Source organism: Variovorax sp. GW821-FHT06D12 (assembly GCF_059419205.1).
This window is the reverse complement of the sequence record NZ_JBWKRI010000006.1, coordinates 168,925-183,330: the sequence shown is the minus strand read 5'-3', so window position 1 is coordinate 183,330 and position 14,406 is coordinate 168,925. Positions and strand designations below refer to the sequence as shown.

General features: G+C 70.6%; 14 protein-coding genes. 2 read left to right on the top strand and 12 right to left on the bottom strand.

Translation table 11 applies throughout. The features are described 5' to 3' along the window. Positions 1–157 precede the first annotated feature (157 nt). A complete protein-coding gene (locus AC07SQ_RS19825; RefSeq protein WP_495272611.1) occupies positions 158–1,354 on the top strand; it encodes a metallophosphoesterase in 1,197 nt (398 codons plus the stop codon). Between the two features lie 12 nt (positions 1,355–1,366). Here the strand turns inward: AC07SQ_RS19825 and AC07SQ_RS19820 are convergent, their stop codons facing one another. The 4 genes from AC07SQ_RS19820 to AC07SQ_RS19805 all read right to left on the bottom strand — a co-directional run bounded on the left by AC07SQ_RS19820 (position 1,367) and on the right by AC07SQ_RS19805 (position 5,048). After that, entirely contained in the window at positions 1,367–1,867 is a 501-nt protein-coding gene (locus AC07SQ_RS19820) for a polyhydroxyalkanoate granule-associated phasin (protein ID WP_307582449.1), read from the bottom strand. Positions 1,868–1,984: 117 nt separating this feature from the next. Further along, positions 1,985–2,962, bottom strand: a complete 978-nt coding sequence (locus AC07SQ_RS19815; RefSeq protein WP_495272610.1) for a lysylphosphatidylglycerol synthase domain-containing protein — start codon at positions 2,960–2,962, stop codon at positions 1,985–1,987. After that, the gene (gene clsB, locus AC07SQ_RS19810; protein WP_495272609.1) at positions 2,959–4,236 is read right to left on the bottom strand and encodes a cardiolipin synthase ClsB; all 1,278 of its coding nucleotides are present in this window, start codon (positions 4,234–4,236) and stop codon (positions 2,959–2,961) included. Before clsB ends, AC07SQ_RS19815 begins: the two co-directional genes overlap by 4 nt. A gap of 14 nt (positions 4,237–4,250) precedes the next feature. Continuing rightward, the gene (locus AC07SQ_RS19805; protein ID WP_062480435.1) at positions 4,251–5,048 is read right to left on the bottom strand and encodes an endonuclease/exonuclease/phosphatase family protein; all 798 of its coding nucleotides are present in this window, start codon (positions 5,046–5,048) and stop codon (positions 4,251–4,253) included. Positions 5,049–5,258: 210 nt separating this feature from the next. On the opposite strand from AC07SQ_RS19805, the gene AC07SQ_RS19800 reads away from it, so the two are divergent. Then, complete coding sequence (locus AC07SQ_RS19800; RefSeq protein ID WP_240531255.1) at positions 5,259–5,633, top strand: serine/threonine protein kinase; 375 nt, start codon at positions 5,259–5,261, stop codon at positions 5,631–5,633. Between the two features lie 101 nt (positions 5,634–5,734). On the opposite strand, the gene AC07SQ_RS19795 is transcribed toward AC07SQ_RS19800, so the two are convergent. The 8 genes from AC07SQ_RS19795 to AC07SQ_RS19760 all read right to left on the bottom strand — a co-directional run bounded on the left by AC07SQ_RS19795 (position 5,735) and on the right by AC07SQ_RS19760 (position 14,190). Continuing rightward, entirely contained in the window at positions 5,735–6,313 is a 579-nt protein-coding gene (locus AC07SQ_RS19795) for a Spy/CpxP family protein refolding chaperone (RefSeq protein WP_495272608.1), read from the bottom strand. A 149-nt stretch (positions 6,314–6,462) separates the two neighbouring features. Continuing rightward, on the bottom strand, positions 6,463–7,536 hold the full coding sequence (locus tag AC07SQ_RS19790; protein ID WP_447739742.1) for a flavodoxin family protein: 1,074 nt from the start codon (positions 7,534–7,536) through the stop codon (positions 6,463–6,465). 86 nt (positions 7,537–7,622) lie between these two features. Further along, complete coding sequence (locus AC07SQ_RS19785; protein ID WP_062480448.1) at positions 7,623–8,516, bottom strand: pirin family protein; 894 nt, start codon at positions 8,514–8,516, stop codon at positions 7,623–7,625. A gap of 72 nt (positions 8,517–8,588) precedes the next feature. Next, positions 8,589–9,353, bottom strand: coding sequence for a GNAT family N-acetyltransferase (locus AC07SQ_RS19780; protein WP_495272607.1), 765 nt, complete (start codon positions 9,351–9,353; stop codon positions 8,589–8,591). After that, positions 9,350–10,618 (bottom strand): biosynthetic peptidoglycan transglycosylase, encoded by a 1,269-nt coding sequence (locus tag AC07SQ_RS19775; RefSeq protein ID WP_495272606.1) that lies wholly within the window; start codon positions 10,616–10,618, stop codon positions 9,350–9,352. The genes AC07SQ_RS19780 and AC07SQ_RS19775 overlap by 4 nt, the downstream gene beginning before the upstream one ends. A gap of 13 nt (positions 10,619–10,631) precedes the next feature. Further along, complete coding sequence (locus AC07SQ_RS19770; RefSeq protein ID WP_495272605.1) at positions 10,632–11,201, bottom strand: hypothetical protein; 570 nt, start codon at positions 11,199–11,201, stop codon at positions 10,632–10,634. Next, positions 11,182–12,114, bottom strand: coding sequence for an exosortase Q (xrtQ, locus tag AC07SQ_RS19765; RefSeq protein WP_369645732.1), 933 nt, complete (start codon positions 12,112–12,114; stop codon positions 11,182–11,184). The genes AC07SQ_RS19770 and xrtQ overlap by 20 nt, the downstream gene beginning before the upstream one ends. Positions 12,115–12,129: 15 nt before the next feature. Beyond that, a complete protein-coding gene (locus AC07SQ_RS19760; RefSeq protein ID WP_495272604.1) occupies positions 12,130–14,190 on the bottom strand; it encodes a VIT and vWA domain-containing protein in 2,061 nt (686 codons plus the stop codon). Positions 14,191–14,406: the final 216 nt, after the last annotated feature.

The following is a 14,406-nucleotide window of genomic DNA, read 5'->3' as shown; positions in this document are numbered from 1 at the left end:
GCCGAACGGGCGCGCCCGCGGCGCCCCAACGCCCGCTATCCGGTTGCCCTGCGCTATAGAAAAAATAGCGACCCAGGCAGCTTTCGACGCCTTGAATGCGCGGCATGCGCCTTGCAGATGACGTGTCCCGGGCGATGCCCGCGTCCCCCCAGTCCTCATGCCGATCCGTCCCCTGAGCGTCCTGACCGCGCTGCTGCACGTCTACATCGCGCTGCGCCTGCTGCCTGCGCTGGCGTCGCTCACGCCTGCGTGGCCGCTCGCGCTCGTGCTGCTGGCGGTATCGGCGGTCACGATGCCGCTGCCCTTCGTGTCGCGCAGCCACCGCGCCGACCGCAAGGCGAAGCCGGCCGGCGAGACGCTGCACTGGATCGGCCTGATCAGCATGGGCTGGTTCTCCTCGCTGTTCGTGCTCACGCTGGTGCGCGACCTCGGCCTGCTGCTGGCCTGGCTGGCGAACGCGCTCGGCGGCCTGCAGGTGCCCTGGGACAAGGTCGGGCCCTGGAGCGCGCTGGCGGTGCTGGCGCTGGCCACGGGTGTGTCGCTGGTCGGCTTCGTCAACGCGCGCCGCACGGCCGGCGTGAAGCAGGTCGACGTGCCGATTCGCGGCCTGCCCGCGGCGCTGGCCGGCTTCACGATCGCCCAGCTCAGCGACATCCACGTGGGCCCGACGATCCGCAACGGCTACATCCAGCGCATCGTCGACGCGGTGAACCGGCTCGGCGCCGACGCCATCGCGATCACCGGCGACCTGGTCGACGGCAGCGTGCCCGAGCTGCGCGAGCACATCGCGCCACTGGCAGGGCTGCGCGCGCGCCACGGCACCTTCGTGGTCACGGGCAACCACGAGTACTACGCGGGCGCGCACGCCTGGATCGACGAGCTGCGCCGCCTCGGCCTGAAGGTGCTGCTGAACGAGCACGTGGTGCTGCAGACGCGCAACGTGCGCGGCGCGCAGACCGACGAAGAGCTGTTCGAGAGTGCGCTGGTGCTGGCCGGCGTGACCGACTTCACCGCCGGCCACTTCGACGCCACGCACGCGAGCGACCCGCACCTGGCGCTGTACGACGCACCACCGCTGGTGCACACGCGCGTGCTGCTGGCGCACCAGCCGCGCAGCGCGCCGGTGGCGGCCGCGGCCGGCTACCAGCTGCAGCTGTCGGGCCACACGCACGGCGGCCAGTTCTTCCCGTGGAACCTGTTCGTGCCGATGCAGCAGCCGTTCACGGCCGGCCTGCACAAGCTGCACGACATGTGGATCTACGTGAGCCGGGGCACCGGCTACTGGGGGCCGCCGAAGCGTTTCGGCGCGCCGTCGGAAATCACGCTGGTGACGCTGGTCCCGGCGCAACCCTGAAACGCAGCGGCGTCAGGCCTGCAGTTCGGCCAGCAGTCGCCGCGCGTTCGACGTGGCGGCCGCGTGGATCGGCTTCAGGCCTTCGCGCGCAATGCGCACCGCCACACCCGTGAGCTGACCCGCCGTGCTGGCACCGCGCGCCGTGGCCTGCACGAGCGCGTCGCCATGCGTGGCCGCCTGCGCCGGCGTGAAACTACCGGCCAGTGAGAAGAGCGCCGTGGCGCCCTGCAGCCATTGCTGCCATGCCCGCTGGGCCAGCGAGGCCTGGCTGCTGTGCCACTGCCGGGCCATCGCCAGGCCCGATTCACTCGCCGCGGCGAGCTTTTCGTGGCCCATCAAATGAAATTCCGCGAGGTCGGCGGCGCTGGGCGTGAGCCCGGCCTTGGCGATGCGCTCGGTGCGCATGCGGATCACCGTGCCGGACGACAGCAGGGTCTCGTGGGTCTTGAGGGCCAGGTCGACCCATTGCATCAGCGGGCTGGCCACGCGGGCGGTGGTACTGAAGGACGACATGGGAAGAGGGCACGTAGGGGAACAGAGGGCCACTATAGGCCTGCAAAGTGAAAATTGTTGCAGTGCAACAATTCCTGACCGTCATTTCACCGATCGATTGCTTTCTGCGGGCAATATTTAACGTTTGTTGTGGTTGTTGCCGGCATCCGCGCGCAAGCGCCGTGCACGCGCCTCGGTGACGAGGTAAGCGACGAGCGCCCCGGCCAGCGGCAGCAGGTAATACAGCGCGCGGTAGGCCAGCAGCGCCCCCAGCAGCCGGGCGCTGGGCACCTCGTGCGCCAGCAGCGCGACGAACACGGCTTCCAGCACGCCGAGCCCCGCCGGCACGTGCGTGACCACGCCCGCCACGGCCGCGACCAGCAGCACCGCGAGCACCTGCGGATACCCGACCTCGCCCTGCAGCAGCACCCAGATCACGCCGCCGATGAGCGACCAGTTGACGCAGGACATCGCCAGCTGCAGCAAGGCCATCGGCAAGCTCGGCGTGCGCAGCGCATGGCCGCGCACGCGCCAGACGTGGCCATCGGAGAACGCGCAAAGCGCCAGGTAGGCCAGCGACACCATGAGCAGCACCGCGCCGAGCATGCGCAGGCCGCCGCCGTCGATCTTCCAGTCGGGCGGCAGCGCCATCGGCCAGAAGCAGAAGGCGGCGCCGGCCACCACGAGGTAGCCGAGCCAGTTGGTCAGCATGCTGAAGCCCAGCACGCGCGTGATGGTCTCGTTGCCCAGCCCCAGGCGCGAATACAGCCGGTAGCGGAAGGCCACGCCGCCGACCAGCGAGCCGAAGTTGAGGTTGAAGGCGTAGCTGATGAAGGTCACGCCGATGACGGTGCCCGCGCCGAGCCGGTGCTTCGTGAGGTGGCGCCCCAGCAGGTCGTAGGTGCTGTAGAGCCCGAAGCTGGCGGCGGCCAGCGCGCCGGCCGCGAGCAGCGTGGTGCCCGGCAATGCGCGCAGTGCGGCGAACACCTCGGCCCAGTCGATGGTGCGCGCCTGTTTCAGCAGCAGCCAGGCGATGGCGCCGAAGAAGGCCCAGATCGCCACGCGCCGCGCCCACGGCCACCAGGGCCGGTGCGTGAGGGCGAGGGATGCGCTCATGCCGTCTCCGTGCGCGTCGTGCCCTCGTCGCCGCGCTTCTTCTGCTGCGCCATGAGATCGGTCGCCTCGGCCGGCGTCAGGCGCGGCGCATGGCGCGGCAGGCGGTTCAGCCACGACGGGTACCAGCGCAAGAAGTGGAAGACGAAGAAGCTGCGCACCAGCCGCCAGCCGCTCCATTCGCTGGCCAGGTCGTGCGTGCCGATCTGCTTGCAGCTGTGCTGCATGAGATGGTCCATGCGCTCCCACAGCACCTTGTTGAACGCGGTGTCGCGCACCACCACGTTGGCCTCGAGGTTCAGCGACAGGCTCAGCGGGTCGAGGTTGCTCGAGCCCACCGTGCTCCAGCGGTCGTCCATGAGCGCGACCTTGCCGTGCAGCGGGCGATCGCAGTACTCGTAGATGCGCACGCCCGCGTGCAGCAGGTGGTGGTACAGCATGCCGGCGGCCGTCTTCACGATCGGCATGTCGGGCTCGCCCTGCAGGATGAGGCGCACATCGACGCCCCGGCGCGCCGCGCGCCGCAGCTCCTTGATGAGCCGGTAGCCCGGAAAGAAGTACGCGTTGGCGATCACGATGCGCTCGCGCGCGGCGCGGATCGCGGCGCGGTAGTGGCGCTCGATGTCGTTGGTGTGGCGGCGGTTGTCGCGCGTGACGAAGATCGCGTCGGCCTCGCCCGCCGCGGCCTGCAGCTGCGACGCGGGCGGGGCCTGCTTCAGCCTTCGCCGGAACCAGCCCACGCCCTTGCCGCCGACTGCAATCGCGCGCAGCACGAACTGATGGATCTCGGCCACGATCGGCCCCGCCAGCTCGACCGCGTAGTCCTGCTTGGCCTTGGGGCCGAAGTCGAGCAGGTGGTCCTCGGAGTAGTTGATGCCGCCCACGAAGGCGCGCTCGCCGTCGATCACGACGATCTTGCGGTGCATGCGGCGGAACACGTTGAGCCGCTGGCCCAGGAAGCGCTGGCCCGGGTCGAACACGCGCACCTTGACGCCGGCCGTGGCCAGGCTTTCGAGGTACTCGTGAGAGAGATCGGGCGAGCCGAAGCCGTCGATCATCAGGTCGACCTTCACGCCGCGCTGCGCCGCCGCGCGCATGGCCGCATGCAGCGCCAGGCCCACCTTGTCCTCGAACAGGATGAAGGTCTCGATGATCACTTCGCGCCGCGCCGCGCCGATGGCCTCGAACACGCGCGGAAAGAATTCCTCGCCGTTCTCCAGCAGGTCGATGCGGTTGCCGCCGGTCCAGTGGCCGGCGCGCTCGGGGGTGTCGCGCATGGGGGCCTCGCTGCTCACAGGTCGATGTCCGCCACCAGCGGGGCATGGTCCGACAGATGCGACCACGGCCGGCGCGGCAGCACCACGGGCGCGTGCGCGCCCGCGTTGCGCACGTAGATGCGGTCCAGTGGCAGCAGCGGCAGGCGCGCCGGAAAGGTGCGCGCGGCGCGGCCGTGGGCATGCACGAACACCTCGCGCAGCGACGCGCCTTCGGCCAGCACGTCGTGCGCGCGGGCGCGCCAGTCGTTGAAGTCGCCCGCCACGATCAGCGGCGCGTCGGCCGGCACCTCGTCGCGCACGATGTGGCACAGCAGCTCCAGCTGCTGCTGGCGGTGCGCCTCGGCCAGACCCAGGTGCGCGCAGATCGCATGCACGTCGACCGTGCGCCCGGGCAGGCGCAGCACGCAGTGCAGCAGGCCGCGTTTCTCGGGGCCGCTCACCGACACGTCGTGGTTGCGGAAATGCACGATCGGAAACTTCGACAACACGGCGTTGCCGTGGTGCCCCTTCGGATACACCGCGTTGCGCCCGTAGGCGAACTGCGGCCACATGGTGTCGGCCAGGAATTCGTAGTGCGGCGCCTCCGGCCAGTTGTTCACCGTGCGCGAATGGCGCGCGTGCGTACCCATCACCTCCTGCAGGAACACCACGTCGGCGCCCACCGTGCGCACCGCGTCGCGCAGCTCCGGAAGGATGAAGCGGCGGTTCAGCGCCGTGAAGCCCTTGTGGGTGTTCACGGTCATGACCTTGAGCGAGGCCGGTGCGGCGGCGACAGCGGCCTCGGGCAGCGGGGAAGTGATGGGGGAGGACATCGGTGTTCCCGTTGTACGTGGCCGCGCCCGCGCCGACTGTAGGAACGCGCCACCTTCTTCGCGTGCCTTTCACGCAAGGGCGGCGGGCTCCTACAGGCAGGCCTGCCGCACCCCCACACAGCGCCCGAAACGAGGCTCCTACGGTGGTTTCAAAGCCGATGCCAACGCGCTCGTGCTTTGTGCCTTTTTCCATCTGCAAAGGAGCTTTCCATGATGACCACCCTGCAACGCCTGACGATCCCCACCGCGCTGCTCGCCGCCCTGCTGGGCGCGGGCGTCGCCCAGGCCCAGAAACCGGCGCCCGTCGAACCGATGGCGGGCGACAGCTCGATGCCCGTCTCGCGCGAAGCCGTGAAGGCCGAGGCCCGCGCGCAGAACCGCAACAACGCCAACAGCGTGGTACCCAAGGGCGAGGCCAGCACCACCGTGAACCACCAGCCCAACGCGATGCCGTCGCCCACCGGCGAGCGCTCGCGCGCCGAGGTGCGCGCCGAGACGCAGCACGTGAAGCCGCGCTTCGGCCAGCCGGGTGAACGCCCGGCGGTGCCGACCAACCCGACCGAGAAGACGGGCACGCCGCAGTAACACTGCGCGCGCCCACGAAAAAGCCCGCGATGCCTTGCGCATCGCGGGCTTTTTTCTGCCCTTTCCTGGAGGCCGGCTCCCTTCAGCCGGCCGCCCGGTCCTCAGCTCTTGGCAGGCGCCGCACCGTGGTGGCCTTCATGCCCAGCGCGATGGAAGCGATGGCCGTGGCCCGCGAACTTCGCGGTCTCGGCGTCGAAGGTCTTCTGCTGCTCGGGCGTCAGCGCGGCGTAGAAGGTCTTGGTCGCTTCGGCGCGCTTGGCGAACCGGGCGCTGCGCTCGGCCTGGCGGGCCTGCATGTGCTCCAGGCGCTGGGGCGTGGTCAGCTTGGCGAACTCGGCGCGGTCCATGCGCTGCGGGCGGGCGGCACCGGCCGGCGGCTGGCTGGCCTCGGTGAAGCTGCTCCACGCGCCTTCCTGGGCGCTGGTGAGCTTGAGCTTGTCCTTCAGCGCCGCCAGGCGCTTGGCACGGTGCTCCTTCATGCGCTCCATGCGCTGGGCCGGGTCCATGCGCTTGTGCTGCGCCTTGGGTGCGGCGGTGGCATCGGCGGGGGCCGTGGCGGCCGTGGGTGCGGCGGTCGACGGCGCGGTGGCGGCCGGCGCCTGAGCGAAGGCACCCGAAGAGGCGAGGGCGGCCGAACCCAGCAGGCTGGCCCAGACGATGCGTTGGCGAAGAGAGATCATGAGAGTCGCTTCCTTTCGAAGAAGTCCGCCACCAAAGGGCAGCGGGTGAGACGAAGTGTGGAGCGCCTCTGTAACGCGTCCGTGAGCCGAACGTGAGCATGCGTAAAGAAGCATGAACCGCAGCGCGGTGCTGCCGCCCGCAGCGTGACTTATTTGGGCCGGGGCGCCTTCAACCCGCGGTCGGGCACCTGCAGCTTGCCGGCACGCAGCGCGGCCACCGCCAGCACCACGGCGCGCGCGACGTTGCGCACCTCTTCCTGCACGTCGGCATCGGCGTCCAGCGCCTCGTGGCTGGTGGCGTAGGGCGCGTAGTAGCCGATGTAGCGATCGAGCCGCGCCTGGGCGCCGGCATCGACCAGCCCCATCCAGTCGAGCCAGTCCGTGAGGTTGCGGCGCAGGCCCTCGGGGCCGGCCACGTCGCCGTGCACCACCACGCCGTAGACGCGGCCTTCCAGGTGCTTCGGGTAGCCCCAGCCCTCGAGCTCCAGCGCCTTGGCCTCGTCGGGCTTCTTGCCGTGCGTGCTGGTGGGGTCGGGGTTGCCGCCGTCGGCGCACACGAGGCGGTCGATCATGAGCTTCAGCGGGCTCGCGGCCTGGTACCAGTGCGTGGGCGTGAGCACGATCACGCCGTGCGCGGCCACCCAGCGTTCGTAGATCTCGTTCATCCAGTCGCCGGTCTGGCGCAGCGCGTGGTTGGGGTAGCAGCTGCAGGGCCAGTGGCACAGCGGCATCGCGGTGGAGACGCAACCCTTGCACGGGTGGATGTGGCGGCCGTAGTCCGAGGTGAGCCGGCTCAGGTCGAGCACGTCGACCTCGATGCCGCCGCCTTCGAGCACCTCGCGCGCGCACTGCGTGAGGCGCCAGGTCTTGGAGATTTCGCCGGGGCAGGTGCCGTCGTTGCGCGGCGAGCCGTTGACGAGCAGCACGCGCGAGCGCGTCTCGGGCCGGCCCCAGGCGTCCTGCGCCGCGTCGATGCGCGCGCGGGCGTCGAGCCAGTCGACTGAGAGCTCGTAGTCGGGGTCGGCATAACCGGGCCCGGCGCGGCGCGTGACAGGCGCCTTGCGGCCTTCGTCGTAGGCTTTCCAGGCGATGTCTTCCAGGCGCCGCAGCGCCTCGGTCTCGGCCCGGAACGCCGGGTCGTGGAAGCTCTGCATGAAGCGGTCGTGGAACTCGGCGCGCTGCAGCATCGGCGGCGCCTGTCCCTTGCGTATCGTGGGAGGCATGACCGCAATCTAGGCCGCGCACCGGCCGGCGCGAACCGCACGCGACGCCGACTTGCGGTAGGCGAGCGACTACAGAGGCTTCGGGCTCAGCCCAGCTTGCCGTTCTGGAAGTCGTGCACCGCCTGCTTGATCTGCTCGGGCGTGTTCATCACGAAGGGCCCGTACTGCGCGATGGGCTCGTTCAGCGGCCGGCCCGCGATGAGCAGCGCGCGCGCCGGGCTGTGGTTGCTGGCGCCGGCGCGCAGCACCGTGCCGTCGCTGCCGGGGTCGTTCGCCAGGATGGCCATGCGCCGCGTCGGCACCTCGCTGCCCGCGATCCACAGCGATTCGCGGAACACGTAGACCAGCGCGTTGTGGTCGGGCGGCAGCGGCTGCGCGAACTCGGCGCCGGGCGGCAGCGTGATGTCCAGGTACAGCGGGTGGGTGTGCGCGCGCTGCTCCGCGCCCACGACGCCGTGGCTGGTGCCGGCGATCACGCGCACGTGCGCGCCGCTGGCGGTCGTGAACTCGGGGATCTCGCTGCTGCGGATGTCGCGGTACCAGGGCTCGCGCATCTTGTCCTTGGCGGGCAGGTTGAGCCAGAGTTGAAAGCCTTCCATCAGGCCTTCCTCCTGCTCGGGCAGCTCGCTGTGCACGAGGCCGCGGCCGGCCGTCATCCATTGCACGCCGCCGTTCTCGAGCAGGCCTTCGTGGCCCGCGCTGTCGCGGTGGCGCATGCGCCCGGCGATCATGTAGGTGACCGTCTCGAAGCCCCGGTGCGGGTGGTTCGGAAAGCCGCCGATGTAGTCGCCCGGGTTGTCGCTGCCGAAGGCATCGAGCATCAGGTAGGGGTCGAGCCGCTTCTGCAGCGGCTGCTGCAGCACGCGGGTGAGTTTGACGCCGTCGCCGTCACTGGTGGAAACACCGGCCACGATGTGGTCGATGCCACGCGGGGTGGCGACGGGATCGGTGGGGTGGTGGTGGGCATGAACGTTCGTCATGCCGCCCATGGTGGCACCAAAGCCCCGACCGCGCCACCGGTGGGGGTGCCCGCCGGCCGGATGCTGTTCAGCTCAGCGCGGCCACTGCTGGCGCTGCCAGTAGCAGTACTGCCAGCGCGTCTCGAAGCCCGCGCGGCGGTACAGCGCCAGCGCCGGCTGGTTCTGCGCGTCGACCTGCAGGAACACCCGCTCGACGCCGCGCGCCAGCGCCGCCTGCGCCAAGCCCGCCAGCACGCGCCCGGCCAGGCCGCGCCCGCGTTGCGACTGTTCGGTGCGCATGCCGTGCACGCTGGCCCAGCCGTGGCCGAAGGCCATGGCGCCGGCCGCCACGGTGGTGCCGTTCTCGCGCACGCTGGCAAAGAGCGAGCCCGTGGCGCGCGACAGCGAACGCACGCGGTGCACGCCGTCGACCGGGTCGAAGCCTTCGCCCAGGAACAGCGCGGCCCAGTCCGGATCGGGCGTCGCGTCGACGTCGGCCAGCCTCGCGTCCGCCGCGACGAGGTCGCGCATGCGCCGCGCCGAGCCGGTCTGCACGCAGGTCGGGCTGTCGGCCATGTAGTGCCGGCGCGCGAGTTCGGCGCGCAGCGTGTCGAAGCAGGCGGCGTCGGCCAGCCGCAGCGCGGGCGCGACCTGGCGGCTGTCGCAGCGGTCTTCGATGCGGTCGAGCGTGGCGGCTTCCACCGGGTCGCGGTGCAGCGGCACGGCCGAGCGGGCGCGCTTGACGGTGCCGCGGTCGAAGGGCAGCAGCCAGCCGTCGAGTTCCTCGCAGGCCTCGGGTGCGACCGCCGCGACGGTGGCGCGCTCGATGGCTTCGATGTCGTGCGGGGCAATGCTCATTGCACGGCTTCCGGCGGCGCGTACTTCGCCGCAGCCACGCTCTTGAGCAGCGCCTCACGCTGGTTGCGGCTGATGCCGCGCACGCTCTCGGCCACCCACTTGGTGCGGTCGGGATCGATCTGGCCGTCGCGCCGCCATTGCTCGAGCACGGCCTGCGGCTTGTGCAGCATGGCCGCAAGCCAGACGGCCTGCGCCGGTTCGAGCGTGCGTGCGCTGCGCTTGAAATAGCGCCGCGCCGCGGCCTCGCCGCCGCAGAGGTTGCCACCCCACGGGGCGTTGTCCAGGTACAGCTGCAGGATGCGGGCCTTGCCCAGCGTCTGCTCCATCTCGACCGCGTAGAGCAGCTCGCGCAGCTTGCGCTCGGCCGTGCGGTCGCTGCCGGTGACCAGCAGCTTGGCCAGCTGCTGCGTGAGCGTGCTGCCGCCGCGCCGGGTCTGGCCGGGCTTCTGGTTGTGGTCGATCGAGGCGAGGATTTCGGTCAGGTCGTAGCCGGCGTGGCTGAAGAAGCGCTGGTCTTCCGCCGCGATGACGGCGCGCGCCAGCCAGCTGTCGTTGGCCAGCTTGGCCGACGGGCCGCAGCTGGTGCGTGCGCCCAGCATGGCCTCGGTGCCCAGCCCTTCGACCGTGAACTGGCCGATGGCCGGCTGCACCGCGAAGGTGGCGTCGGGCAGCAGCAGCTGCGCCTGCAGCGCCAGCGTGCCGCCGATGCGGGCGCGCTGCAGCTCGGGCAGCGCCGGCACCAGCACGGCGTACCAGCGGGCGATGGGGGCGTCCTGCACGCGGACGTCGAGCTGCAGGTTCTTCGGCGCGAGGCGGCCGGTCCAGGTGCCCTGCAGCAGGGCGTTGCTGTCGGCCGCCTGGGGCGTGGCCTCGAAGGTGCCGGCCAGCGTGTTGCCGTCGCGCCGCACGGTGGCCACCAGCCGCTCGACCTTGATGGGCTGCGTGCCGAGCGCAGGCACGTCGGCGCTGCACGGCGCGCAGCGCATCTGCTGCTGGCCGGTTTTCTCGTCCCAGGTGAAATGCACGGTGCCGAAGCGGGTGTCGAGCGCGTGGCCGTTCAGCCGCGGCGCGAACCAGGACGAGGTCGCCAGGCGCACCGCGGTGGGCACGCCGATCTCGAACGAGAGCGGGCCGGCCTTCACCGTGGTGCTCCATTCGCCCGCCGCCGGCGCAAGGGCGATCTTGGCGATCAGGAAGATGGCCACCAGGGCGGTCAGGACGAGGGCCAGCAGCCCGAAAAGCACGAATCGCAGGGTCTTCTTCACAAACACGTTCTCATCACATCGGTCTTGCCACGGTGACAGCTTGCCACGGACCGTGCGACTGGCCGCTGGCCGCCGCCCAGTACCAGGCCGAAGTGTCGGTGAAAGCCGTGCCTTGGGCGTCGACGATGCGCTCGCAGACGCGGAAATTTGGCGTACCGTGCCGTTGCGCCACAAAACAGCGCCACATCCGCGCTTGCGCGTCGCGTTCCAGCCGCGCCTGCTCGATGCGGTAGCCCAGCGCGCGGTAGCAGTCGGCGGCCGGATGCAGCATGCGCGTGGGCCGGTTCACGGCGCGCATCACCAGCGTCTGCTGGCCGTCGGTCATGCGGCCGATGGCGCCCGGGAAGCGATCGGCAAAGCGCTGCTCGACCTCGCTCAGCGCCAGCGGGCGCAGCGGCACGCCGTCCCACTGGCTGGGCCATTCGTGGGAACCCACGGCGTCGGCTTCTTCGGCCGGCGCGCGCAGCGCCGCCGCGGCCGACCAGAGCACGCACAGCAGCATCGCCAGCGCGAAGGCGCTCTTGTGGCCCACGCGGTTGATGAAATGGTTGGCGAACCAGCGCTCAACGAACGGTATCGACACGGCGGCCTCCTTCGGCAGTGATCAGGCCCGGCAGCGGGCGGTCGAGTTCGATGCGCGGTGCGGCGCGCGCCGGCACCATCAGGCGCGCGATGGCGCCGCACACCACGGCCAGCAGCACCAGCCCCAGCGCGTTGTGCGCCCACGGCGCGAGCGCGTGGCCGGCGCCTTCGAAGGCGATCAGCACGCTGTTGCGCACGATGTTGCCGGCCAGCACCAGCAGGCCGACCGCCGGCAGGCGGCGCAGGAAGGCGCGGTCGCCGCGCCGCGCCCACAGCGCGACCGCGCAGGCCGTGAAGTAGCCCAGCCACACCATCTGCACGCCCGAGCAGGGCGCGTCGACGATCACCAGGCGGCCGTCGACCATCAGCGTCGCGCCTTCGCGCGCCACCTCGAAGCCCGGCGCGAGCAGCCAGCGGCTGGCCTCGGCCGTCACCACGCGCAGCGGGTAGCCGGCGTAGAACTGCAGCGACGACAGCAGCGGCAGCGCCAGCACCGACAGCCCGGCCACCGGCAGCGCCGCCACGCTGCGCGGCAAAAAGGCCAGCAGCCCGGCCGCGAGCGAGAGCACCGCCACCAGCCCCGAGGCCAGCGGCGGCAGCGCGGGCAGGCCGCCCCCGCCCGTGCGCAGCAGCGTGGCGAGCACGGTGCCCAGGCCGGCCAGCGCCAGCCACCCCAGGCGCGGCGAGGCGCGCAGCTCGCGCCGGCACTGCCAGGCGAGCGCGGCCAAGGCGACCAGCGCCACGAGCCCCAGCGGATCGTCGGAACCGTCCTGCAGGCGGCGCGCCATCCAGGCCCAGGTGGGCGCGAGCGCGGCGCACTGCAGCGCGAGCCAGCCGAAGGCTGGCGTGCGGTCGATGCGGATGGCCCAGTCCACGACGCGCGGATGGTGGTGGGCCAGGGTTGCCAGAGACATGGTCGTGCGTCCTGTTCAGGCGGTGAAACGGCGCGGGTCGTTGCGGCGCGCGCGGCGGCGCAGCATGGCCAGCATCGACAGCACGATGGCGATCGCGCCCAGCGTTTCCGGCTCCGGCGTGCTCGGCACCTCGGCGCCCAGCGCCAGGTCGCTCACGCCCTGCGGCATCGGCAGCGGCTGGTTCACGTCCACGCTGTTCTGCGGCGCGACGTTGCGCACCACCTTGTCCACCGCGATGAAGCTGGTGTACTGCGTGAGCAGGCTGTACTTCAGGCCCAGCTCGGTGATGCGGTCCTTGAAGGCGGCGCTGCCTTCGAGCGCTTCCTGGTCGCTCAGGCTCTGGATGCGGTGGCGTGCCCACAGCGTGCGCAGCGCGGCGGTGTCCTGGCGCGTCTGCGGCGTGATGCGCACTTCCTCGCGGTACGGGCCGGTGGCGGCCTGGCCTTCGATGATCACGCGGCCCTTGGCCTCGCCACGCCACTTGCCGAACACGATCACCGGGCGCTCGCCCAGCACGTCGGGCAGCGCCTGCGGCTCCACGTCGTACACGTCCAGGCCGCCGAAGGTGGCCTTCACGTTCGTGAGCACGGGCGACTCCACCATGCGGCGAAAGCGCGCGGCCTGCTCGGGCGCCTGCACCGGGTCGGTGATGATGAAAGGCTCGCCCATGCCGGCGCGCGCGATGCCTTCCATGAGGCTGCGGTTCACCGACGAGCCGATGCCGAAGGCGAACACGTTGGCCTTCGACAGGTTGTTGCGCACCAGCTCGAAGGCTTCGCGCTCGACCGTCACGTAGCCGTCGGTCACCACCACCACGGTGCGCGACACGTTCGCGGCCTTGGGTTCGGCGTACACGCGCTTGAGCGCCGGAATCAGCTCGGTGCTGCCGCTGCCGCTGTAGTTCTTGATCGTGGCCAGCGCCTGCTCGATGTTGGCGCGCGTGGCCGGCACCGACTGCGGCGACAGCATCTTGTTGCTGCCCGAGAACAGCAGCACGTTGAAGGTGTCGCTGGGGCGCAGGCCGCCGATCAGGCGTTCGAGCACGGTCTTGGCGGTGTCCAGCGGAAAGCCGTGCATCGAGCCCGAGATGTCGACCACGAAGATGTAGTCGCGCGGCGAGATGGCGCTGGCGGCCACGGCCTTGGGCGGCTCGACCATGGCGAGGAAGAAGTTTTCTGCGTTGTCGCCCTGGCCCTTGTAGAGCATGAGGCCCGATTCGATCTTTTCACCGGCCAGGCGGTAGTCGAGCACGAAATCGCGGTTGTCGGCGGGGCGGCCGTCGGCACCGAGCGTGATGTCGGCGTGCTGGTCTTCGTCGCGCTTCTTCACGTCGATGGTGTGCGTGGCGGAGCGGATTTCCTTCAGGCCCATCGGCGTGTCGATGCTCGCCGTGAGCTTGAAGCTGGTGCTCGGTGCCACGCCGGCGCGCAGCGTGGGCTGCGCCGGCCATTGGGCCTGCGCGTTCTGCGACTGCGGCGAGTTGTAGCGCGGGCCGACCACGGTCGGGAACACGAACTGGTAGTTGCCCGACTGCGGCACCAGCAGCTCGGTGTAGCGCAGCTCGACCTTCACGTCGTCGCCCGGCAGGATGTTGGCGACGTTCATCTGGAACACGTTGGGCAGGTGCTGCTCGAGCAGCGCGGCGGTCTTGCCTTCCTTCTTCGCGGTGTCGTATTCGATCTTCGCCTGCTGCTTCTCGCGGATCTGCGCGGTGATCAGGCGGTCGGCCAGGCGCACGTTGAGGCCGCTTACCGCCGCCTTGGTGGAACCGGGGAACACGTACTTCGCCTCGATGGCGCGCTGGCCTTCGTTGCGGTAGGTCTGGGTGACCGTGACGTCGGCGATCACGCCCGAAATCTTGACCGAGACCTCCGTGCCCTTCAGCGGCAGGCGGTCGACCGAGGGGTCGTCGCTCTTGACGAAGAAATACGGGCTCTCGGTCTTCAGGCGCGGACCGGCGGGCGCTTCCTGCGCGTGGACCGGGCGGGCGCCCATGGCGATGAAACCCACGGTGGCCAGGCTCACGGTGGCGAGCCAGAGCCAACGGCCGGGGCGTGGGGTGGTGGGGGTGTCCATGGCGGGTGTCCTTCTGCGTGCGAACTTGCACGGCCCTCACTGTCGTGAGCGTGCGAGAAGGCAGTTGGAAGGCGCGTTGAAGTCGCCACAACCGGAGGCGCCGCTGTGTGAAGTCTGTGTGAAGTGCGCCGCGCGGCGGCTTCATACGGCCTTCGGATCGGCCGGAGAGCATCGGCGCCTCATCACGAAAAAACCCGGAAAAGAGGGGAGAAACCC

Excerpts from the sequence above, each read along its gene's own strand:
- AC07SQ_RS19800 (WP_240531255.1), top strand. The coding sequence starts at position 5,259 with ATGATGACCACCCTGCAACGCCTGACGATCCCCACCGCGCTGCTCGCC.
- AC07SQ_RS19780 (WP_495272607.1), bottom strand. The coding sequence starts at position 9,353 with ATGAGCATTGCCCCGCACGACATCGAAGCCATCGAGCGCGCCACCGTC.
- xrtQ (WP_369645732.1), bottom strand. The coding sequence starts at position 12,114 with ATGTCTCTGGCAACCCTGGCCCACCACCATCCGCGCGTCGTGGACTGG.
- AC07SQ_RS19825 (WP_495272611.1), top strand. The coding sequence starts at position 158 with ATGCCGATCCGTCCCCTGAGCGTCCTGACCGCGCTGCTGCACGTCTAC.
- AC07SQ_RS19815 (WP_495272610.1), bottom strand. The coding sequence starts at position 2,962 with ATGAGCGCATCCCTCGCCCTCACGCACCGGCCCTGGTGGCCGTGGGCG.
- AC07SQ_RS19790 (WP_447739742.1), bottom strand. The coding sequence starts at position 7,536 with ATGCCTCCCACGATACGCAAGGGACAGGCGCCGCCGATGCTGCAGCGC.
- AC07SQ_RS19785 (WP_062480448.1), bottom strand. The coding sequence starts at position 8,516 with ATGACGAACGTTCATGCCCACCACCACCCCACCGATCCCGTCGCCACC.
- AC07SQ_RS19820 (WP_307582449.1), bottom strand. The coding sequence starts at position 1,867 with ATGTCGTCCTTCAGTACCACCGCCCGCGTGGCCAGCCCGCTGATGCAA.
- clsB (WP_495272609.1), bottom strand. The coding sequence starts at position 4,236 with ATGCGCGACACCCCCGAGCGCGCCGGCCACTGGACCGGCGGCAACCGC.
- AC07SQ_RS19805 (WP_062480435.1), bottom strand. The coding sequence starts at position 5,048 with ATGTCCTCCCCCATCACTTCCCCGCTGCCCGAGGCCGCTGTCGCCGCC.
- AC07SQ_RS19760 (WP_495272604.1), bottom strand. The coding sequence starts at position 14,190 with ATGGACACCCCCACCACCCCACGCCCCGGCCGTTGGCTCTGGCTCGCC.
- AC07SQ_RS19795 (WP_495272608.1), bottom strand. The coding sequence starts at position 6,313 with ATGATCTCTCTTCGCCAACGCATCGTCTGGGCCAGCCTGCTGGGTTCG.